The following is a 21,620-nucleotide window of genomic DNA, read 5'->3' on the forward strand; positions in this document are numbered from 1 at the left end:
TTGTCCATATCAACCCCAGTCATCGCCAGCTTTACTTCCGGGGAGATCTCTCCCCGGTTGGCTGGACGTGTGGATGTAGCCAAGTATTACAGCGGCTGCAAAACCCTTGAGAACTTCCATGTTCACCCTCATGGCGGGATCACCCGGCGCAGCGGCTTCCGATTCGTGGTTGAAGCTGTCAGCAACTCTGAAAAATCACGTCTGATCCCCTTTGAATTCTCGGAAACCCAGACCTATGTCTTGGAATTTTCGCCGTTGAAAATGCGGGTTTTCACTGGTCAGGGTGTGGTCAAGACCAGTGAAGGTGAGATTTATGAACGGGCAACCCCGTTTACTGCTGAAGACATTGCGCAACTTAACTTCTGCCAGTCTTTGGATACTCTGATCCTGACCTGCCCCGGTCATCAGCCCCAGAAATTAACCCGCACCGCGCACGACAATTGGACGCTGTCCGGTTTCTCCGCTCCACAGGGAGCCGGACTACATCCCACCTGTTGCTGTTTTTACCAGGACCGTTTGTTTCTGGCCACTGCGGATGGGATGATCCACTTCTCTAAAATCAGTGACTATTGGAATTTCACCATGCCAGCAGCGGATGCGGAAGTGCTGGCTGATGCTCCGGGACAGAGAAAAATCAGCTCCGGCAAGGGCAACCGCATTGAATTCCTTTTACCCAAAGACGTGATCTACGTTGGCACTCAGGGCGGAACCTGGACTGTGTTCGGCAAGAACGGAACATTCAGCACTCCTGACGTTGGAACCAAGCAGGCATCAACAGTGGGAGCAGCTTCAGTTGTTCCTGTGCTGGCTGCCAATTCGGCCCTTTATATTCAAAGAGCTGGACGGAGGCTTATGGAGATGGCCTATAATTTTCAGGTCGACTCATACCCGTCCAACGATATGACCATCTTTGCGGAACACATTACCCGTAATGGAATCAAGGAGCTGGCTTATCTGGAGGCACCAGATTCCATTATTTACGGGCTGCGTAATGACGGGACCTTGCTGGCTTGCACTTACTACCGTGAGCAGAACGTGGTTGCCTGGAGCCGCATCATAACCAAGGGCAAGGTTGAATCCATTGCTTCCATTCACAATGACGCTGCCGGACGTGACGAGCTTTGGGCAGTTGTTTTGCGGAACATCAACGGAACTGAAAAGCGGTTTGTGGAATTCATTGAGGCCGAGTTTGACAGCGTCAATGACGACACTGCTGTGGAAGCTTTTTTCCTTGATGCCGGGGTTACTTTTGATCTGGAAGAAAAGACCAAATCACTTTCCGGCCTAGAGCATTTGGCTGGGGCCGAGGTTGAGATCCTTGTGGACGGCGCAGTGATTCCTAACGAAACAGTTGCCGAAGACGGCAAGCTGGAACTCACTTCCGCAGGACAGAAAATCCATGTGGGACTTGGCTATAGCTCCGTTGTTGAACCTATGCCTCTTGAATTCGGCAGCCACCGGGGAACGTCCCAGACTAAGCCTAAATTACTCTTCAAAATTGCGGCCCGATTTTACAACACTCTGGGCGGAAAAATGGGCATGAATCCAGGCGAGCTGGACGTTATCTATTCCCGCGCTCCCAATATGCCTATGGGGCAGGCCGTTCCTCTTTTTACCGGAGACAAAGAACTCGTTTCCCCCACCGGTTGGACCCGAGGCAGTGTAATTCATATTCGTCAGGATCAGCCGTTGCCCATGACCGTACTTATGGTTGTCCCGACACAAGTAATTAATACTTAGGAAAACTATGAAGACTTATAAACGTGAATTTAAGGCAACAGATGCCGTTGATATCCAGCTTCGGGCCATGGACCGCAAAGACCTTGAAGGGGTAAATCTATATGAGTTGGGACTAGGTCTTGAGAAGTCCGCTTATGCCATGACTGTTGTCCGGGAAGACGGTGTCATCATTGGCTGTGGCGGGATTATGTATCAGGGATACCGGTGCGCTGAGGCATGGGCACTGACCAGCGACCTTGTACCGGAATATCCCATGCAATGTTTGCATTTGACCCGTGTGATAATGCGCAAGGCCCTGAAGGAACTGAAACTGGTACGGCTGGAGGCGCGGGTGCTGACTGAAAACAAAGTCAGCGTCAAGATGCTGGAGACCATGGGCTTTCTTTGCGAAGGGTTCAGCCGCAAGACCCCGCCCAATTTTAAGGACCGCTATACATTCGCAAAGGTGGTGTAATATGGCAGCAATTATCGGAGTTGTAGGTGCAGCTGTATCTGCCGTGGGTCAAATTTCCGCACAACAATCCAAAAATTCCGGCTTGGAATACAACGCGCAGCTTCAGGAGCAAAATGCAATCCTCACTCAGGATGCTGCCCTGCGCAATATTGACGCTGAAGAGCGGGAACATAAGAAAGAATTGGAATTGCTGGACGAAAAACAGAAACGGGAACGGTCGCAGTATATAGCGGAGAACGCCGCTTCAGGTTTTGAAATGGTCGGCACTCCGCTTTCCATTCTGGCTTCAACTGATTGGATGGATGAACGGGACAAGAATTCCCTGATCATCAGCCATAACCAGCGCAAGAAAAACATCATCTACGAAGCCGACAACAAAATGGCCGGTTATTATAATTCCGCCGCAGCCTCCAGAATGCAGAAAAGCAATGCCGGATTCCTCGGCGCTGGTGGCTCGCTGCTGTCCATGGGGAGCCAGATGTATGGATAGAACTCTTATCGGATATAACCTTGGCCGGGTTCAACCGGGTAATGCCGGTTACGGTGTTAACCCCAATGCGTTGGCTGCAGATGGTGAAGCTCTGGCACGGCTGGGCAATACTATCTTCAATATCGGTGAAGATCGCAAAGCAGATCAGGCCCGAACCCAGTTGCGGGATTATTTCACAGGCATGGAAGCTGAAGAAATGGAGTTCCAGAATTCCTGGCAGGAACGCACCGACTCCAGCCGCTTCAAAGTTGGCGATGAATCTAAGGCTTATTACCAGCGGAAACGTAAAGACATAGAAAAGCAATTTGGCTGGAACTCTGACGCTAAAGAAGTTGCTCTGAGCAAGCTGGCCAACATGGAAGCGCGTGGCAATGGTCTGGCCATGAACTTTGTTTCCAAGAGAAGAAACGAAGAAAAGGCCCTTTCATTCCAGAACTCCGGGGCTGCGCTGCTCAACTTTGCGGCCGCTAATCATGAAGATCCTACTCTGGTTTTCGACAAGCTGGGCCAGTTTAATGAAGATATTCAGGCTTCCTATCCTGAAGAAAAAGCGATCCAGCTCATGCGTACTACTCAGGATCAGACTTTGATTTCCATGCTCTCGGCTCAATCCTCGAAGGACCCACGCAAAGCCAGGCAGACTTTGGAATCTCTAGTAGATGAGGAAGGTAATTCCCTGCTTTCCGCTGCTCAACAGCTGAAGATTGCGGATAAGATTGAATCTGATATCCGCATGGTTGAGAGGCAGGAACGGGCCGAGCTGCTTGTCCAGGAAAGAGAGGCAGCCAAGGCTCTGGAAGAACGGGCCATACTCCTTCAGGAGAAACTGGCTGATGCGAATGCTTATGCTGTAGCAACCGGCTCAGAACCGGAGGGCTATGCCGATCTTCTGGCAACCTACGTGAACCTTGGCGGTAAGTATGCCCGACAGGGCCAGAAGCTCGTTGCAGAGATGGAGAGTCGCAGGGAAATGGCATTCTTCCTTAAGGAAGGACAGGTGGACGAATCCGGTAATCTGGTGCCTATCAGCCAGCAGTGGGCGCGGGTTGAAAGCCTGCGTCCTGATGAAATTGAAGGCGCATCTGAACAGCTTCAGAAGTACAACATTGCCCGTGATGCCCTGACCAAGCGGTTAAAGACATTTGAAAAAGACCCCGCCGGGAACGTTTGGGATCGCGCTGGACGGAACGTTGAAGCTGCGACAACCGGCTTGGACATTACCGAAGAAGAGCGGCTGCGTATGACTATTGAAAAGTCCTTGCAGATGCAAGAGCAACTTACAGGCCGCCCAGGCGTAGTTCTGCCGGAACAGGTCAAGCGTAACCTGAAGTCTGAATTCAGCAGCGCGGACACTGAAGGTAAGCTTGATTTCCTGCGTCAGCTTCAGGGGAGCTGGGGCAACTATTCCGGCAGAGTCATCAACGAAATGGAACTGCCCGAAGGTGTTGACCTTATTCAGGAGCTGTTACCCACAGCCATGGATGAGGACCTGCGCACACTGGTTGCAGCTTCTACAACTCGCACAGCTGATATTCCCGGCAGTCTAAAGGGTAAAGATCTCACAAATGCAGTCAGTTCATCTGATTTTCTGGGGTTGATGCAACGGGTTGGAACGCTGATTCCAGCCAATGAAGCCATGCAGCGCAGGGTTTCCGGTCTGGAAGATGTAACCAAGAACGGGGCTAAACTGACCGGATCATCAACCGGCGCAACCATTCTGGATAAGTACTACCAAACACTGAACGAAGATCAAATAGCCGTGTACTTTCCCAAGAATATGGTCAGTGATGCTGTGGAAGATCAGCTTCAGGATCGGCTGAACAACCTTGACCAGGAGCTGGCTTTCAAATCTGCCACTCTCGGCAAGGCAGGAGCTGCGGAATACATTGAGCACATAGAGAATAACGGGGTCTGGATTACCATGGATGGCCGTTTTGTTCTGCTTGATCCGGCCAGTCAGAAGTTGGTTACAGATGCTGAAGGAAATGCTTTAAGCATTGAGTTCTCACAGGTTAAGCCCTCATCCCTGCTGGAGGATATTGACTTATGGTAGAAATTCCTCTTTCCACTCCGCAGGATGAACGCAACCGGGTAATGGAAAACCGCCCGGAGCTGGGCCGTTATCTCGGTGCTTCCATGACTGAAGCATTTGAAGACACCACCCTTGCTGTGGCCATGGACGAAACCCGCATAGCCAACGCCGAACGTGACGCATACGGGGCCAGCTCCAGTTCCTTCTGGGGTCCAAACCCTTATGATCCGGTAACCCAGCACAGTGAATGGATGCAGCACCGCAGTACCCAGAAGCAGCTCCCGTATATGTCGGAAGCAGACTGGCAGAAATCCGAGCATTACCGGGAAGGCATCAAATGGGAAGAAACTATGACTCCGGTCCGGGCCGGAATCTATGCCGAGGAATACGACAAGCGCAAGGAGCGTACTTCCATCATGGAACGAGGGGGCGGCGGTGCGCGGTCCGTCCTCGGCTTCGGTGCCGGGATTGTTGGTTCATTGCCTGACCCGGTGAACTTTATTCCCTTTGGCGGAGCTGTGCGCGGAGGCTCTACCATGGCCCGTGTGGGTGCGGCAGTGTTTGAAGGCGCGGCCAGTACCGCGCTGGCCGATGCCGTGGTCATGCCCAACCGGGCCAAGATGGGCAAGGACGTAGGGCTGGCCGACTATATGTCTGATGTGTTCTTCGGTGCTGCCGTTGGTGGGCTGTTCGGCTTCGGCGGTGCCAAGCTGCACGACATGCGAGTGGCCAAGCTGCGCCGTCAGTCCGATGCGCTGACCCGGCAGAAGGTTGCCGAGGCTGCTGATAAAGCCATTGATGACCTAATTAATGACCGCCCTGTGGATGTCTCAAACATCCTGAAGGAAGTGGAAGAGCTGGGCCGCGGCTATGACCGTGTACTCGCAGATCCCGTTGGTGATCCGGGTGAGGTGCTGGCCACTTTAGAGCCTGAAGACTTGGAAAAAATTCTGGTTGAGCGTGGGCCGTCAATGTTCAACGAGGACGGCAACCTTGTGGTTAAGCACAAGAAATTTGCCCGTGAATATAAGTCCCGTGGCTGGGGCCTGGTCAAAATCATCTGGAGGCATGGGGAGGAAAGCGGGAAGCAAGCCGACCTGAAGGTTAGAAAGGAAGACATACTTAGTCTTCCGCATGTGGTGCGCGAGTATGACCCGGCAGTGCAGCACAAAAACAATATAACTTGGACTGTTGCCCGTGAAGACGGGGCGCATGTCGTTTATGTAGCCAAGAAACGGAAAGGCAATCCTGATCAGACTTTAGTTTCTACCTTCGTAGACAAGACAGGTTCCTATTCCCTTTCAAAAAGAAAAACTTCCCGCGTCTCCCAGTCGATGGCTACCGAAGGCAGTCTTTCACCTGCTGGGGATACACCTGCCAAGACTTCGCATTCATCTAAGCAGGGGCGAGAAGTTTCTGAAGGTCAGAGTCTCCCGAAGGGGGATGACCTTAACGGGGATACAAATGCCGGGATACCTGATCGTCCGACACAGCCTGACCTTAATAAAGAAATAACTACCGACACACATAAAGTCAATCTGAAAACAGAAACCATTGAACCCATCAAGCCGCTGGAAGTCCCGGACTACAAAGCTGATGCCTTTGAAACCATGGGTATTGATGCCAAGAGCGGCAAGTCCCAGGAAGAAATTGAACTGGATAGACTTATAGCTGAAGGCAGGGTCAGTGAAGAAGATCTGCTTGAACTGGACTCTGCCAAGGATCTCGAAGCCAAAGTGGCCGACATGGAAGAAGCCGGACTTGGCGTAGTTGAATGTGTATTGGGGGTGCCGGATGCCGAGTAAAGCGGATTGTGTACAGGCTGTAATTGATGGCGGGCTGGAACGGACAGATGCCGTGGCCGTGGTTGAAAAGATGCTCAAGAAAAAAAGGGAGCTGAAAGCGGAAGGTGGGCTGAATAGGGCCACTGACGAGCTGGTTGACCTGCTTGCCAAGGAGTCTGAGGAAGCAGCCATTGCGGCAGCGCTTAACCGTAAGCAGGTTGCTCTGACCATCCTGAAGCGCAAGAACGTGGATAGTTTTATCTCTCAGGTTGAAAGCGAAGGCTTTCATTTCCTTGATGCCATGGAAGCCATGATGGTCGGCAGCTCCAAGAAATTCAGTGGTGCAAGGAATAGCGTAAGCCGCAAGATGCGCGGCATTCAACGCCGTTGGCAAGGTGGAATTCTTTCCGAGCTGGAAGCATTGGACGGACCGGTGCAGAAGCTTCTGCTGAAGGATAAGGACTTCCAGAACGATGTGGCCAAGGCCATGATGGAACCGGAGAACTTCAAGGGTAAGCTGGCCGGACAGGTGGCGGAAGTGCTGGGCAAGTATTGCGAGGATGCACGGCTGCGCATGAACCGCGCCGGGGCCAACATCGGCAAGCTTGAAGGCTGGATTCCGCAGTCACATGACCAATCCAAGCTGCTCTCCAAGACACTTGGGGGCCGTAGCGGCTGGGTTGATTTCGTCATGGAACACCTGGACGCAGAAAGATCCTTCCCTGATATGGAAGAAGACGATGTCCGCACAGCCCTTGAATCTGTATTCGATACCATCTCCAGCGGCAAAGACCTTAAGACCAACGCGAAAGCCAAGGGTGAACACGTTGGGCCTGCAAACTTGGCCCGCTCCATGACCAAACACCGTGTGCTGCACTTCAAAAGTGCTGACGATTTCCTGCAATACCATGAGATTTATGGGCGCGGGAATGTTCTGGATAACGTTCTGGGGCATCTCGACATATCTTCCCGTAAGCTGGCTTTGATGGATACATTCGGCCCTAATCCGGAAGTAATGCTGGAATCACTCATTGAGGCTGAAAAGCTGCGGGTGCGCAATGATGTTGATGCCGCGCGGGGCTACCTTACTTTCGAGAAGCTGCGCAACATGCGCCAGGAGATGACCGAGCCGCAGATCAAGGCGCACGCCGAGCAGCGTTTGAACAATGCTTGGAGCCAGGGACGGGTTGTTTCCGGCAAGCTGGCCCACTGGTACGCCGAACTGAACGGGGAAACCTTCGGAGCTGTGCGGCCCACGGCTGCGAAGATCGCATCTGTTACCCGTGCGGTGATGAGCATGGGCAAGCTGGGCGGGGCTACTCTTTCCGCTGTGGCTGACGTTTTCGTCAAGGCCATCAATGCCCGGCACCACGGCAACAGCCTGCTGAATTCATGGAAAACCGCTTTTGATATGCGCTTTGAGGGACTGAGTTCTGAAGAGCAGCGCAGGATCTACCGCTCACTGGGAACCATGATTGACGGCACACTCGGTGATCTGGCCGCAAGGTTTGAGGCTCAGGACTCGCACCTCGGCAGCACCAGCTCACATCTGAACCGCTTCTTTAAATGGTCAGGCCTGACCGCATGGACCGAGGCCAACAAGTCCGGTTACGTGCATATGCTTTCCACAGAGTTGGGCCACGTTAGCGGCCTGATTTGGGAAGATCTGCCCGAAGCCACCCGGCGCATACTGGATTGGCAGGGCATCAGCATGGAAAAGTGGGAAGTGCTGCGCTACGCCGCATCCAAGGAAGCAGACGGCAACACCCATCTTCTGCCAGAAAAGGTCTGGGATCTGGACGATGCGGACATTGATCTGCTTATTGAACATAGACTTGAGAACTTCCGTGGTGATGACGAGCAGCGCGAAGCGTTTCAGCAACGTCTGCGCACCGACATGCGCCGGGAGCTGGAAACAGACCTGATGGGCTACTACGCTGATGAAACCATGTACGCCATTATTGAACCTGATGAGAAGACACGCGCTGCCATGGTGCGCGGCACGCGACCCGGTTCAGGTTGGGGTGAGGCTGCGCGGTTCGTTACCCAGTTCAAGAGTTTTCCCATTGCCTACATTCAGCGTACCATGTCCGGTAAACGCTGGAAGCGTGCCGATGTAGACGGGCTGGACCTCATGGGGATCAGTCACTACGTGGCCACTTCATTTATAATGGGCTATCTGGCCATGACCGCCAAGGACCTTTCCAAGGGACGCACTCCCCGTGAGCTGGTGGATAAGGACGGCAAGATCAACATGGGAACCGCAAGCGCGGCCCTGCTTCAGTCCGGCGGGGCCGGAATCTACGGTGATTTCCTGCTGGGCAAGGTCAACCGCTTTGGCGGCGGGTTTCTCGGCACTATCGCAGGTCCCGCAGTATCCACGGCGAGCAGTATCGGCGTATCCATTAACCAGCTCTACACAGGCGAACCGACCAAAGGCCGGGACGGCCTGATCCGGGAAGCCCTGAACAACACCCCGTATCTTAACCTTTGGTACACAAGGGCGGCCTTTGACTACATGGTCGGCTACCATATCCGGGAAATGATCTCCCCCGGCACCATCAAGCGCACCCAGCGCAGACTCAAGAAGGAATATGGGCAGGAAATGTTGCTGCCTGTTGAGAATATCAAGCGGGGTGGGGGTTGGAGGTAGGCCGTGAGAGTAGGTTTTGAAAATGCTTTGCTGGATGCTCTTAATTCCGTCAAACATGGGCGCAAAACCCCTGAAGAATCTGTTTACCAGCTCTATGAGGCTTATCCGAATCTGGCCGATATACCGCACGAAACAAGACAGGCCAGACGGGATAGGAAGATGGCCATGGTTGTGAAGTTTAAAAAACAGGGACTTGAAAACGCTACAATCGCTAAGAGATTGGGAATTACTACAAGCTATGTGCGTAGGCTGTATAAACGGGCCATGGAACTGGAAGCGCGAGGTGACTATATATTATGAAGGGAATGGGAAAATCAGAAAACGCTGTATCAGCATTTAAAAAATAAAATTCGACCTAAACCTTGGGATGAAATCAAGGAGCCTTAAACGGCAAATTTGATCTTTGAAAATGAAATATGTGATAAAAGACCAGCGGCCCGAATAAATCGGACCGCTGGATATTTTCTTCTAGAAATGAAAAGGTGTTTCATATAGTGAAACTGGAAACTAAGGTAATTTATGTCGCTCGCGAGGGCGAATTATCGCGCGCGGCTACACTTATTACCATATTTAAACTAAGCCCCTGCTCCCCCCCCCGGTGAGCAGGTTCATAGCCGATGAAAAACAACGTTTGCGGACTAACAACAAAACGATAATTGAAGAAAGGGCTGTTGATGCGACCAGCATAAACATGACTACAATCTGATAACGGACAGCCACTTCAGGATCAGCACCGGCCAGAATCTGACCTGTCATCATACCGGGCAGAAAGACCAAGCCCACCCCCATAAGTGAGTTGATGGCCGGGATCATGCCCGCTCGCAAAGCATCACGAAAGATATCCGCTGTAGCCTCCTTGTAGTCCGCACCGTGGCAGAGCAGCATTTCAACCTGATCACGCCGATTCCTGAGTTCAGAAAAAAATCTTTCCAGAGATATGGCCAGAGAGTTCATGGAATTCCCCGCGATCATACCACCGATAGGGATAAAATACTGCGGGTTCCACCACGGCTCAGCACCGATAACAACCTTGGTGACCAGAATAGTCACCAGCGAATAACTGAACATTACAGCCAGTCCGGTAGGCAGGAGATACGAAACATTCTTCTCTTTTACCCGACCATGAATAATATGAACTGAGAAGAAGGTCATAACCAGATAGAGGGCCAAAACAAGCAGCGCACTATTCAAGCCAAACAGAATCTTGAGCAGATAGCCCATGGTCAAAAGCTGAACAAAAGAGCGCAATACGCCGACAGCCAGATCCTTCTCCAATTTAAGTTTGTAATAAATGGAAAGAGCCCCGGAAATGGAAACAAGCCCCAAAGCTATCAATAACTGCACCCATGTTATGGAGATTAAGCCACTGTTCATGCTACAACCTCCACTTTCCCGTCTGAAACGGTCAGATGCATGTGAGGACAGCTGGGGTGATAACTGGTATGATTGACCATGAGCACAGAAATTCCTTCTGCTGCTAGTTCTTCCGCTATCTTCTCAACACGTTCCCGGCTTTCCCGGTCAAGAGCACTGGTTGGTTCATCAAAACAGATTGCCATAGGCTTGGGCAGTACTGAACGTATCAGGCAAAGACGCTGACGCTGGCCCACGGAAAGGTCTGAAGCTTCGCTATCTAATGAGATTTCACCAAGGCCGACTCGTTCCAGCCATTCGCGCAGGTCATGATCTAATGGGGCATCAAAACCCTTTCTGACATTGAGAGTAAAAGGTAGCAGCAGGTTATCGCGAACTGTCCCCGGCAGCACAACAGGAGTCTGCTGTACAAAGCCGATCTTGGACCGCAGTTCCGGAGGATAGATGGATTGTATGGATTCACCTTTTAAAAGAATGTCCCCCTGACCGACTTCTTCCAGACGGACAATTAACCGCAGCAAGGTTGATTTTCCAGAACCTGAAGGTCCGGAAATATGAACAAACTGCCCAGAAGGTACGGCAAAGGAAACATTGTGCAAACCTTTGCCTTTCGGCCAGTTGAATGAAACATTCTTAAATTCAAGAACAGGAGTCTCACCGGCGGACTCCCCTTTCAGGGGTATATTCACTTTGCAGCTCCCTAATGCATTAGCAGTTGCGGCCAAAATCCGGTACAGATCTTTGGCCAATTACAGGGCTAACGGCAATCTTCAAGTCAACGTCTCAGCTACAATTTCAATCAGTGTTTTTTGCCCGCATGTTTTTACCTGAACATTCTACCTATGATATTTGAAACATAAATTTACTTACATTGATATTATATTCCATACCTCCGCGGCAATGTTTTCATTATTCAGGCAAAACAGAAACTATTGCCAAAGCCCTCACGCAGATATATCTTTATAGATAACGAAGAGTTCGGAGGAAACATGGACAAAAAGATCAAATCAGCAGCAATTTCCAGAAGACAAGCCTTAAAACTGGCCGCTGGCGGAACTCTCGGCATCCTGAGCGGATGTGCCGTAAACCCTGTGACAGGACAACAGCAGTTGATGCTGGTTTCGGAGCAGCAGGAAATCCAGATGGACCGCCAAAACTCCCCGCACCAATTCTCCGCGGACTATGGCGCGGTTCAGGACAGCCGGGTCAGCAACTACATAACCGAAGTCGGGATTTCCCTTTCCTCCAGCAGCCATAGACCGAACATGCCCTATTCTTTCCGGTGTGTTAATGCCAACTACGTTAACGCTTACGCCTTTCCCGGAGGCAGTATAGCCTGTACCCGAGGTATTCTGGTCACACTTGAAAACGAAGCAGAACTTGCCGCGCTTATGGGACATGAGATCGGACATGTGAATGCCCGACACACGGCATCTCGCATGAGCTCTACCATGGCCGTACAGGGCATCGTTGCAGTCGGAGTGGGCGTTGCCGCCACTCAGGACAGCCACCTTGTGCCGCTGGCAGCAGGCTTGGGCGGAATCGGTGCCGGAATGCTCCTTGCGAGCTACTCACGTTCAGATGAAAGACAGGCCGACAGCCTAGGCATGGAATACATGGACAACGCAGGTTACAACCCGGAAGGAATGGTCGGCCTCATGGAAGAACTGGAAAAGCTGCACAAGAGCAAACCTTCATTTGTGCAGCAGATGTTTGCTTCCCACCCCATGAGTTCTGAACGCTATGCAACCGCTGTTAAGAAACGGGATACCGTGTATGCCAACAGTCACGGCAAGCTTCTGCGCGAACGTTACATGGACAACATCGCATCCATACGCAAAATCAAGCCTGCTATTGAGGAAATGCAAAAAGGCGAAGGAGCCATGCGCAAAAAGAGCTACAATGAAGCTGAAGAGCACTTTTCAAAAGCCTTGCGCATAGCTCCAAATGACTATGCAGGCTTACTGCTCATGTCCAAATGCCAACTGGCACAGGGCAAAGCCAGGGAAGGACTGCACTACGCCCAGCAGGCAAAGAATAGATATCCGCAGGAAGCACAGGCCCTGCATATGACCGGTATGCTCAGCCTTGAGAACCGCAAATTCAAACAGGCTCTTTCCAACTTCGATGCATACGAAAAGAGACTCCCCGGAAACCCCATGACTACATTTTATAAAGGCGTTTCCTACGAAGCCCTCGGAAACCGGGATATGGCGGCGAATGAGTACTATCGTTTCCTCAAGGTCAATAATCAGGGGGATTACGCCAAGCACGCATATGACCGACTTGTAGGATGGGGCTATCTGCAATAGCACATAACAAATCTGCAAAAAAATACCCGGACAATGCTCCGGGTATTTTTTAAACTTTCTTGATAATAATACTACACTTTTACAGCAACAAAAGATATACTGAAAAGTTAAACTCAATTGACATTCAGACACCTTTACCCTAGTTATTACCATCAATTCAAATAGATAAATCACAAAACAGTCAAAGGGGAGAGGGGCTAATGCTCAAAAATCTGAAAGTAACTACTAAAATTGCTACAGGATTCGGGCTTATCCTTGTTCTGCTGGCAATTACTGCAGGACAAGGTGTTCTTAAGCTGACTGAAAGCTCAGACGGCTTTTCCGAATACCGGGCATTGGCTCGTCAAACAAACCTGACCGGCAGAATACAGGCCAACATGCTGCTGACCGATATGAATGCAATCACTTATATGCATTCAGGCACCGATAACTCACTGAAACAATACTACGAAAAAATATCCATACTCCAAAAATTCATCCAAGAAGCTGAAAACGAGATGAATTCCCCTGAGCGGATAAAACTGGTTAAAGAAATAGAGCATGAAGTCGCTACGTATGAGAAGACATTCAACCAGTTTCTTTCGGCAAAAAAGAAAGAAAAAGCATCTATCAATCAGGCAAATGAAAACGGGGAAGTACTGGTAAAAGGGCTTGAGACACTGCTTCAAAATGCCAACGAGCGCCAGGACAGCTTCCTGATTGCCATGGTACAGAAAAGCAGGGCGGCCCTGTTCGAAGCAAGGCTTGCAAATTTTAAGAGCCAGCATAAAGACGATGCAGACAAAGCAATCTATCTTCTCGGCGAGTTTGCAAAAAGCATCGGAGAAATTCAGAACGTACTCTACTCCCCTGCCGATCTGGGCCTTATTAATGAATTGACCGACAACAATAAACAATACGTCCTGCACACCAAAAAAATCATCGAAGCTAATATAGAACAAATTGCTGCAAAACAGAAACTCGACACCCTTGGACCAATCACAGCAGAACACATCGAAGATCTTAAGCTGTCCATAATGGAAACACAGGATGATCTCGGTCCGAAAATGCAGACTGCAATAGCTTTTGCAGTAGATAACATGACACTCATGTCCGGCCTGACTTTACTGGTTGGTGCAATATTGGCATTTTTCATTGCCCGCAGCATCACTCGACCGCTGTCAAAAGCTCGTATTTATGTACAGGAACTGGCTCAAGGAAACCTTGACGCCGAAATAGCTGTAAATCAGAAAGATGAAGTAGGCATGATCTGTAAAGACATGGCGCAGGTCGGCAGCACCCTGAATAATGTAATGACTGAAATAGACACGGCTATCACCGGAATCGAAGAGGGTCGAATTGACAGTCAGGCCGACAGCAGCGAATTCAAAGGCAGTTTTGCAGAGCTCATTAACCGCACAAATCTGGCTATGAATGTCATGCGCTCTTTCATTGATTCAGTACCGATGCCGGTAATGACCATAGACCGTGAAATGAACATTTTATTCATGAACAAACCCGGCACAAAGCTGCTGGGTAGATCTCTTGAAGATCTTAAAAAAGATAAATGTTCCAAAGCACTAAATACAACAGACTGCGGCACGGACAAATGCGGCTGCGCAAAAGCATTCATTTCCCGTAAACCTGAAAACGGTTCAACCTCAATAACCACCCCCGATGGCAAACTGGATATGGACTACTTCGGCGTACCTATTGAAAAGGACGGCGAAGTTGTCGGAGCCATTGAAGTAATACTCGACCAGACAGCTATCCGCGAAGCCCAGCGCAAAATGCAGGATGTTGCCGAACGCACTCAGGCTATTTCTGAACAGCTGTCATCCGCCAGTGAAGAACTGGCAGCGCAGGTAGAACAGATTAGTAACGGTTCCGAAATACAACACGAACGGATCACCGAAACTGCTACCGCTATGGAGCAGATGAACAGTACCATCATGGAAGTTGCACGCAATGCTTCCAGTGCATCCGGGAAAAGTATGGAAGCCAAGCAACAGGCAGAGGAAGGAGCAGAGATTGTCTCCCAGTCTGTTCGTTCAATAACCGAAGTAAGCACTATTGCCGGCGACCTGCGCACCAACATGGAAAATCTCGTCAAACAGACCGAGTCAATCGGCACGGTCATGGATGTTATTTCCGACATTGCCGACCAGACCAACCTGCTGGCATTGAACGCAGCTATTGAAGCGGCCCGCGCAGGCGAAGCCGGACGAGGCTTCGCGGTAGTTGCTGACGAAGTTCGCAAACTTGCTGAAAAAACCATGACTGCAACCCATGAAGTAGGCAGCAACGTTGAAAGCATCCAGCTGGCCATGCGGACCAACATGCAAGCGGTGGAAAATGCGGTAAGCGCTGTAGAGCAAACCACTGAACTGGCGGCAAAATCCGGCTCTTCCCTTGAAGCCATTGTGAGCACAGTTGAATACAGTGCTAGTCAGGTGGAAGGAATCGCAACTGCATCCGAAGAACAGTCCAGCGCATCCGAGCAAATCAACAGTGCCATCAGCGAAATCAACAACATTACCCGCGAAACAACTGAAGGCATCCAGCAATCGGCAAAAGCAGTTCAGGAACTGGCTGTCATGTCCAGTGAACTGACCGATCTGATCAGTGAACTTCGTTCCGCCTAATTCAGCCTTAATTCAGCAATATAATCCCGGCAGCCCGTATCGGTCTGCCGGGATTTTTTTTGGTCTTATTGACCCAATGCCTAAAATTATGCCATTAATAAGCACAACTACCCACTCTTTTAACGTGGGCTGCATTTTTTGCTCGGTACAGGCTTCTGAAAACATATTCCTGCGAACCCTAGATTACTGTGAGGTCACATGGATAAACTCAAAAAGTTTTCCCCTGTCATTGTTGCAATTGTCATGGCTCTATTTCCTACACCGGAAGGGCTGCAACCCGAAGCATGGTACTTTCTTAGTATTTTCGTCGGTGTTGTAGTAGGTCTGATTGTGGAACCTGTTCCCGCCGCCTTGGTCGGCCTTGTGGGAGTAACTGTGGTGGCTATGCTGGGACTGGTTGATCCCAGTGCCAAAGCCAGCCGCAACTGGGCCTTGTCCGGCTTTTCCAACGGTGTAATCTGGCTTATCTTTTCAGCCTTTATGTTTGCCATGGGCTACAAGAAAACCGGGCTGGGAAAACGAATCAGCCTTATTCTGATCAAATATCTGGGCAAAAACACCCTCGGTCTTGGCTACGCCATTGCTTTTTCTGATCTGGTCCTATCCCCGTTCATGCCGTCCAACACAGCACGAAGTGCCGGTACCATCTACCCTATCGCCAGCAACATCCCCCCCATGTTTAACTCCACCCCTGACAATGAACCGCGTAAAATCGGTTCCTATCTGACATGGGTGGCCTTTGCGGCAACATGCGTGACCAGTTCCATGTTCCTGACTGCTCTTGCACCCAACCTTCTGGCCGTAGACTTGATAAGCCAAGGAACCGGGATCACCATCCAATGGGGACAGTGGGCTAAAACAATGATTCCGGTCATGCTCCCCCTGTTCCTGCTGACTCCCTGGCTGGCCTACGTTATATACCCGCCAACCCAAAAGCACTCCCCGGAAGCCCCGGCGTGGGCCGCTGAAGAACTTATCAAGATGGGTAAGATCAGCACCAAAGAACTCATGATGCTCGGCTATGCCATAACAGCCCTCATCTTCTGGATTTTCGGAAAGGAACTCGGTGTAAACGGCACAGTCGCGGCCATGTTTGTACTTTCGCTTATGGTATTAACAGACGTCATTAACTGGCAGGATGTTATCACCAACAAAGGCGCATGGAATGTGCTGGTCTGGTTCGCCACCCTTGTAGCTATGGCCAGTGGATTAAAAAAGGCCGGAGTGCTCAAATGGATCGGCGACCTTGTTTCTGCCAATCTTCAGGGAATGCCGCCGGAAACAGTAGCAATCATGCTGGTTATCCTATTCTTCGTACTACACTATTTCTTTGCCAGCACAACTGCACACACCACAGCTTTAATGCCTCTGTTTCTGGCCATTGCCCAACCTCTGCTTCCGCCGGAAATGATGCCGACAGTAGTGCTCATGCTGGCAGGGAGTCTCGGTGTAATGGGTATCATCACCCCCTATGCCACCGGCCCAGCACCAATCTGGTATGGATCCGGTTTCATCAGTCAGGCCCGCTGGTGGGCACTTGGAGCCATCTTCGGCGGCCTCTACCTGCTGTGCATGGTCGCCGCGACAATCATTTACGCTTAGCAACGAAGAGTCCGTTTAATACTATTAACGGGCCCTTATTCCATCACTTTAAAAATATAAACAAAAAAGTCCCTGCCAAACGGCAGGGACTACATCTTCAACCTGAAAGCCACCTAAAACGGGCTCTCTTCAGATCTTAATAACATTCATAAATTACCCTGACACTCTGACCGTACATGATTGCATCACCGTCAACCGTCCACCGGTTATTTGCATAGCCATATTTAAAAGTAACCGTACCTTGCTTAGCGCCAGCATCGTCCAGCAGATCCTGCACCTCACGGCCTCCACTTTGATATTTGGCTGCTTCTTCTGCCGTCATTGTATCCTGAAAAGATGTGGGGAAAAATTTCGCAACTTGAACAGGACCGATAGTCATCGGTGCGAGGCTTGTTCGATGGCAGGTGAGCAACCCTGTTTTAGCATTGCTCTCCGCCAGCGCAGTGCCTGCAAAACCGATGATCAACATGAGACTAAATAAAGCAAAAATAATTTTCCTAGACATGTTTTCTCCTGCAATTAGTTTTGATGAACTTTTTTTAATGCCGAAACTACACTTTTCCCTGTTTATTACCCTGCTGAAACAGAATAATTGCTTAAATTAGTGCATATAAACTTGTAGCACTCGCAACTCTTGCAGACAAGTTTTTATATAACTTTAGAAACACAAACCTAATCTGCGTATATATTTTTTTTAAGATCTGTAAATGAAACCTTCTTTTCCCCTAGCTGAAAAAATTAGTTCATGTTTTACTGAAAAATAAAAACAACAGGAGCGCTTATGAAAAGGTATTCCCTGCTAGTCATAACTTCATTCTTATTTATCTGCGCAACATCCGTTTGGGCTGAAAACTACCCAATAGTAGATAGCGGACAGCAAGCCTGCTTCAACAACTCCCAACAAATCCGATGCCCAAGTAAAGGTTATCATTTCTCCGGACAGGATGCGCAATACAAAGGCAACCAGCCTCGGTACAAAGATAATGGGGATGGTACAATCTCCGATCTCGTAACCGGGCTGATGTGGGTCAAAGAACGCGGTCCCGCTGTATCATGGCAACAGGCCATGGACGGAGCGAATGACTGCCGGGTTGGTGGCTATACGGACTGGCGTGCCCCGAACATTAAGGAACTGTATTCACTCATCAACTTCAACGGCTGGGTGCAGGGATCGGAAAAAACATCTGTTCCCTTCATCAATACCGACTATTTTGATTTCAAATACGGTGACACCTCAAAAGGGGAACGCATCATAGACTGTCAGGACTGGTCCTCGACTACTTACGTGAGCAAGACCATGGACGGCAACCCCACTGCATTCGGTGTCAATTTCGCTGATGGGCGCATCAAAGGATACGGCAAAAGAAACCCTCGAGGTAACTGCAGCAAATATATCCGCTACGTCCGCGGCAATCCGGAGTACGGAAAAAATATTTTTATAGACCGCAAAGACAGCACCATTGAAGACAAAGCTACCGGACTGATCTGGCAGCAGACCGACAGCAGCAAGAAGCTGAACTGGGAGGAAGCTCTAAGCTATTGCGAAAACCTGACTCATGCCGGACGCAGCGACTGGCGGTTGCCGAACGTGAAAGAACTGCAATCCATAGTGGATTACTCACGCAGCCCCAAGACCAGCAATTCAGCTGCCATCAATTCCATCTTCAAGGTAACGGACAATGAATCCTACTATTGGTCCTCAACCACCCATATGGACGGACCTAAACCTTCCCACGCATCCTACGTTGCCTTTGGACGGGCCTTGGGCTATTTCGCGCCCCCGCGCAATAACAATAAAAAATGGATGGATGTCCACGGAGCAGGAGCACAGCGAAGTGATCCGAAATCAGGCACCCCGAATGCATTTCCAACCGGACGCGGTCCGCAAGGGGACGACATTCGCATCTATAATTTCGCACGTTGTGTGGCTGGCGGCGGGGTCCAACCATACGAGCCGCCCTACACCAAAATTCCAACTTGGAAAGGCGGTTCCCCCAATTCATTCTCTGATGGAATGAGCTCCATGGGTGGAAACAGACAGGGAATGGGAAGAAATCAAGGACGTAACTCCGGCATGGGTCAAGGCATGAGGCAAGGTGGGATGAGACAAGGAATGATGCAAAATGAAATGGGGCAAGGCATGATGCAAGGTGGGATGGGACAGGGACGTGGTCCCGGTAACCGCCAAGGTCCTCCCGAAGAAGCTTTCACTGCCTGCGAAGGTAAATCTCATGGAGATGAATGCTCAGTAGAGACTCCGCGCGGCAAGCTTTCCGGCTTATGCATGAGCCGGGGAAATCAAATATTCTGCGTTCCCGAAGGGCACGGTCCCGGAGGAATGCGTGGCAGCCAGATGCAGTAAATAAAAAACATCCCGGAATTAAGCACAATTCCGGGATATTTTTATTTTAACTAATAGGGATTCCAAACTGTCTACAAACCTTCCACGTAATCCATAATCGCCTGCGCGGAATTCTTGGAACACCGTACGGCTTCGGCTACAGTTCTGGCTCCGGTGACAACATCCCCGGAAGCGAAGACTCCGTCACGAGTGGTACGGCCTTCTTCATCGGTGATGACCAGTCCGGTCTTGCCGATTTCTATTCCGGTCAGGTTATTACGCGGAGCCTGACTTACTGCGATAAAAATGGAATCAGCCTGTTCCATCTTTTCAGAACCCTCAATGGTAACCAGCTTGGCATTACCGTCTTCATCGGTTTTCTTTTCGGTACGCACACAAAGCACGCCTTCCTCGGAAAGTTCCAGCGGAGAGTGGAAGAACTTGAAGTGCACGCCGTCCAGCTTGGCGTAATCGTACTCATACTTGGTGGCGGACATATCTTCCTGACCACGGCGGTAAAGCACGGTCACTTCTTCTGCACCCTTACGCAAGGCGGTACGGGCCACATCCATAGCCACGTTACCGGCACCGACCACCGCAACTTTCTTACCCAGTTCGTAGACATCAGGATTCTTAAGATAGTTGATGGCGTAATGCACATGTCCGAGAGTTTCGCCCTTGAGCCGCAGCGGACGCGGGTTCCAGACCCCGGTTCCGATGAAAATAGCCTTGTAGCCATCGCGCAGCAAGTCCTCGATACTGATGACCGGACCAATGAGCATGTTAGGACGGATTTTCACACCGAGCTGCACCAGAACTTCGCGCAGCTTTTCAAGAATATCCTTAGGCAGACGGAATTCAGGGATACCGTATTGCAGAACCCCGCCGATCTTTTCCTCGGATTCAAAAATTGTCACCTCATAGCCTTTCAGGGCAAGGATGAAAGCCACAGTAATCCCGGCCGGACCGGAGCCGACAACGGCAATGCGAGACTTACGTTTTTCCTTTTTCTGCGGCTGGAACTGGGCGAGGTAATAGCGTGAAATATAGTTTTCAATGTCACTGCACTGCACCGGTGAACTCTTACGCCCCAGAATGCAATGCCCTTCACAAAAATTTTCGTGGGGGCAGATAAGTGAACAGACCACGGAAAGCGGATTGTTTTCAAAAAGCATAGCCCCGGCCTCCTGCATTTTACCGTCCAGCAGGAGTTCGATCATTTTATTGATAGGTGTTCCAAGGGGACAGCCCTTACTGCAAAGCGGTTTCTTGCACTGCAGGCAACGGGTTGCCTCTTCAATGATATGTTTTCCCATATGAATGATGTGTGGTTTGGCCCTTGGATGATGGGGCCTGATTATCTTGAAAAGGATAAGAAAGTAGTGCGTGGAAAGCGGGTAATAACAGGGGTAGACGGGGAGGTCCAGTGTATATTTACATTCAACTTAGGAGGTAAAAAAGGCGGACTCCCCAAGGGAGACCGCCTTTCTAATAATCAAACTAAATAAAACTATTTCATGGCTTCAAGCAGAGCTTCTTCACCGAGACGGTCAACAAGACCGCTGATGCGTTCGCGCTTGCGGCCGTTTTCTTTGTAGAAATCAAGAGCCTTTTCGATAAGTGCGAGAGCTTCATCGTCACCGAGCTTGGTGCCGATTTTTACGCCTGCGCGGACATTACGTGCTGCGCCGCCGCCGAAGAGAACATCCCACCCTTTGGGGGTTCCCACGAGGCCGATGTCACGCACATTGCTAAATGCACAAACCATTTTACAGCCGGACACACCGCTTTTAATCTTGAAGGGGTAAGGACCGTTTGCCTTGATGACTTCAAGCAGTTTTTTACCCATGCCGCGGCTATCCTGAACACCGTACTTACATACGCCCGCACCGGTGCAAACACCCACAGTCGGAGGAACTTTATCAACCTTGGTTCCAAGGCTGGCGATAACCTCGTCCACTTTATCCTTGGGAATACCTTCAAGATTCAAGCGCTGGCCGGTAGTCACACGAACAGAAGTAAGACCGAACTTAGCCATGGTTTCCAGGACAGTTTTCATCATTCCGGGGGTACACTGCCCCTGAGCCAGAGGAATACGCAGAGCGTAGGTTCCGTCTTTGCGTTCAACAGGCATAGCTGTAAGAGCTTCAGCAACAATATTATCCATAAAAAGACTCCTTGCTTATTTTGATGGGTATCCATTTACATCAGAGC

16 protein-coding genes are annotated in these 21,620 nt (G+C 50.3%); 11 read left to right on the plus strand and 5 right to left on the minus strand.

Annotated elements, in window-relative coordinates; all coding sequences use genetic code 11:
* From ACNI23_RS18090 to ACNI23_RS18120, 7 genes are read left to right on the plus strand one after another with little or no spacing between them, the layout of a single operon-like run.
* Positions 1–1,740, plus strand: a complete 1,740-nt coding sequence (locus ACNI23_RS18090) for a phage tail protein (protein ID WP_420249174.1) — start codon at positions 1–3, stop codon at positions 1,738–1,740.
* Positions 1,741–1,747: 7 nt separating this feature from the next.
* Positions 1,748–2,194, plus strand: a complete 447-nt coding sequence (locus tag ACNI23_RS18095; RefSeq protein ID WP_320174944.1) for a GNAT family N-acetyltransferase — start codon at positions 1,748–1,750, stop codon at positions 2,192–2,194.
* Between the two features lies 1 nt (position 2,195).
* The gene (locus ACNI23_RS18100; protein ID WP_319778294.1) at positions 2,196–2,684 is read left to right on the plus strand and encodes a hypothetical protein; all 489 of its coding nucleotides are present in this window, start codon (positions 2,196–2,198) and stop codon (positions 2,682–2,684) included.
* Positions 2,677–4,737, plus strand: coding sequence for a hypothetical protein (locus tag ACNI23_RS18105; RefSeq protein WP_420249172.1), 2,061 nt, complete (start codon positions 2,677–2,679; stop codon positions 4,735–4,737). Before ACNI23_RS18100 ends, ACNI23_RS18105 begins: the two co-directional genes overlap by 8 nt.
* Positions 4,731–6,521 carry a hypothetical protein gene (locus ACNI23_RS18110; protein ID WP_420249170.1) on the plus strand — a complete coding sequence of 597 codons (1,791 nt, stop codon included), beginning with the start codon at positions 4,731–4,733 and terminating at the stop codon, positions 6,519–6,521. Before ACNI23_RS18105 ends, ACNI23_RS18110 begins: the two co-directional genes overlap by 7 nt.
* Positions 6,511–9,153: a hypothetical protein gene (locus tag ACNI23_RS18115; RefSeq protein WP_420249169.1), complete on the plus strand. Its 2,643-nt coding sequence runs from the start codon at positions 6,511–6,513 to the stop codon at positions 9,151–9,153. Before ACNI23_RS18110 ends, ACNI23_RS18115 begins: the two co-directional genes overlap by 11 nt.
* A 3-nt stretch (positions 9,154–9,156) precedes the next feature.
* A complete protein-coding gene (locus ACNI23_RS18120; protein WP_320174948.1) occupies positions 9,157–9,453 on the plus strand; it encodes a helix-turn-helix domain-containing protein in 297 nt (98 codons plus the stop codon).
* Between the two features lie 270 nt (positions 9,454–9,723).
* Here ACNI23_RS18120 and ACNI23_RS18125 read toward each other — a convergent pair whose 3' ends face one another.
* Both ACNI23_RS18125 and ACNI23_RS18130 read right to left on the minus strand, forming a co-directional pair.
* Positions 9,724–10,527: an ABC transporter permease gene (locus tag ACNI23_RS18125; protein ID WP_420250675.1), complete on the minus strand. Its 804-nt coding sequence runs from the start codon at positions 10,525–10,527 to the stop codon at positions 9,724–9,726.
* Entirely contained in the window at positions 10,524–11,216 is a 693-nt protein-coding gene (locus ACNI23_RS18130; RefSeq protein ID WP_420250676.1) for an ABC transporter ATP-binding protein, read from the minus strand. Before ACNI23_RS18130 ends, ACNI23_RS18125 begins: the two co-directional genes overlap by 4 nt.
* Before the next feature lie 300 nt (positions 11,217–11,516).
* Between ACNI23_RS18130 and ACNI23_RS18135 the strand changes: the two genes are divergently transcribed.
* From ACNI23_RS18135 to ACNI23_RS18145, 3 genes are all read left to right on the plus strand, one after another.
* Positions 11,517–12,839, plus strand: a complete 1,323-nt coding sequence (locus ACNI23_RS18135) for a M48 family metalloprotease (protein WP_420250677.1) — start codon at positions 11,517–11,519, stop codon at positions 12,837–12,839.
* 200 nt (positions 12,840–13,039) lie between these two features.
* A complete protein-coding gene (locus ACNI23_RS18140) occupies positions 13,040–15,463 on the plus strand; it encodes a methyl-accepting chemotaxis protein (RefSeq protein ID WP_420250678.1) in 2,424 nt (807 codons plus the stop codon).
* Positions 15,464–15,661: 198 nt separating this feature from the next.
* Positions 15,662–17,065, plus strand: coding sequence for an anion permease (locus tag ACNI23_RS18145; protein WP_420250679.1), 1,404 nt, complete (start codon positions 15,662–15,664; stop codon positions 17,063–17,065).
* A 136-nt stretch (positions 17,066–17,201) separates the two neighbouring features.
* Here the strand turns inward: ACNI23_RS18145 and ACNI23_RS18150 are convergent, their stop codons facing one another.
* Positions 17,202–17,570 carry a hypothetical protein gene (locus ACNI23_RS18150; RefSeq protein WP_420250680.1) on the minus strand — a complete coding sequence of 123 codons (369 nt, stop codon included), beginning with the start codon at positions 17,568–17,570 and terminating at the stop codon, positions 17,202–17,204.
* A 276-nt stretch (positions 17,571–17,846) separates the two neighbouring features.
* Between ACNI23_RS18150 and ACNI23_RS18155 the strand changes: the two genes are divergently transcribed.
* Positions 17,847–19,427, plus strand: coding sequence for an Lcl C-terminal domain-containing protein (locus ACNI23_RS18155; protein ID WP_420250681.1), 1,581 nt, complete (start codon positions 17,847–17,849; stop codon positions 19,425–19,427).
* 71 nt (positions 19,428–19,498) lie between these two features.
* Here ACNI23_RS18155 and ACNI23_RS18160 read toward each other — a convergent pair whose 3' ends face one another.
* Together ACNI23_RS18160 and ACNI23_RS18165 are read right to left on the minus strand one after the other, a co-directional pair.
* A complete protein-coding gene (locus ACNI23_RS18160) occupies positions 19,499–20,722 on the minus strand; it encodes an NAD(P)-dependent oxidoreductase (protein WP_420250682.1) in 1,224 nt (407 codons plus the stop codon).
* Positions 20,723–20,916: 194 nt separating this feature from the next.
* Positions 20,917–21,573, minus strand: coding sequence for a ferredoxin-like domain-containing protein (locus ACNI23_RS18165; RefSeq protein ID WP_420250683.1), 657 nt, complete (start codon positions 21,571–21,573; stop codon positions 20,917–20,919).
* Positions 21,574–21,620 lie beyond the last annotated feature (47 nt).

This window comes from Maridesulfovibrio pacificus (SeqCode) (assembly GCF_048612815.1).
GTDB classification, from domain to species: Bacteria; Desulfobacterota; Desulfovibrionia; order Desulfovibrionales; family Desulfovibrionaceae; genus Maridesulfovibrio; species Maridesulfovibrio pacificus.

Bases quoted from the DNA above. Each gene is read 5' to 3' on its own strand.
- ACNI23_RS18145 (WP_420250679.1), top strand. From the start codon at position 15,662: ATGGATAAACTCAAAAAGTTTTCCCCTGTCATTGTTGCAATTGTCATG.
- ACNI23_RS18160 (WP_420250682.1), bottom strand. From the start codon at position 20,722: ATGGGAAAACATATCATTGAAGAGGCAACCCGTTGCCTGCAGTGCAAG.
- ACNI23_RS18140 (WP_420250678.1), top strand. From the start codon at position 13,040: ATGCTCAAAAATCTGAAAGTAACTACTAAAATTGCTACAGGATTCGGG.
- ACNI23_RS18150 (WP_420250680.1), bottom strand. From the start codon at position 17,570: ATGTCTAGGAAAATTATTTTTGCTTTATTTAGTCTCATGTTGATCATC.
- ACNI23_RS18165 (WP_420250683.1), bottom strand. From the start codon at position 21,573: ATGGATAATATTGTTGCTGAAGCTCTTACAGCTATGCCTGTTGAACGC.
- ACNI23_RS18095 (WP_320174944.1), top strand. From the start codon at position 1,748: ATGAAGACTTATAAACGTGAATTTAAGGCAACAGATGCCGTTGATATC.
- ACNI23_RS18100 (WP_319778294.1), top strand. From the start codon at position 2,196: ATGGCAGCAATTATCGGAGTTGTAGGTGCAGCTGTATCTGCCGTGGGT.
- ACNI23_RS18115 (WP_420249169.1), top strand. From the start codon at position 6,511: ATGCCGAGTAAAGCGGATTGTGTACAGGCTGTAATTGATGGCGGGCTG.
- ACNI23_RS18105 (WP_420249172.1), top strand. From the start codon at position 2,677: ATGGATAGAACTCTTATCGGATATAACCTTGGCCGGGTTCAACCGGGT.
- ACNI23_RS18155 (WP_420250681.1), top strand. From the start codon at position 17,847: ATGAAAAGGTATTCCCTGCTAGTCATAACTTCATTCTTATTTATCTGC.
- ACNI23_RS18125 (WP_420250675.1), bottom strand. From the start codon at position 10,527: ATGAACAGTGGCTTAATCTCCATAACATGGGTGCAGTTATTGATAGCT.
- ACNI23_RS18135 (WP_420250677.1), top strand. From the start codon at position 11,517: ATGGACAAAAAGATCAAATCAGCAGCAATTTCCAGAAGACAAGCCTTA.
- ACNI23_RS18110 (WP_420249170.1), top strand. From the start codon at position 4,731: ATGGTAGAAATTCCTCTTTCCACTCCGCAGGATGAACGCAACCGGGTA.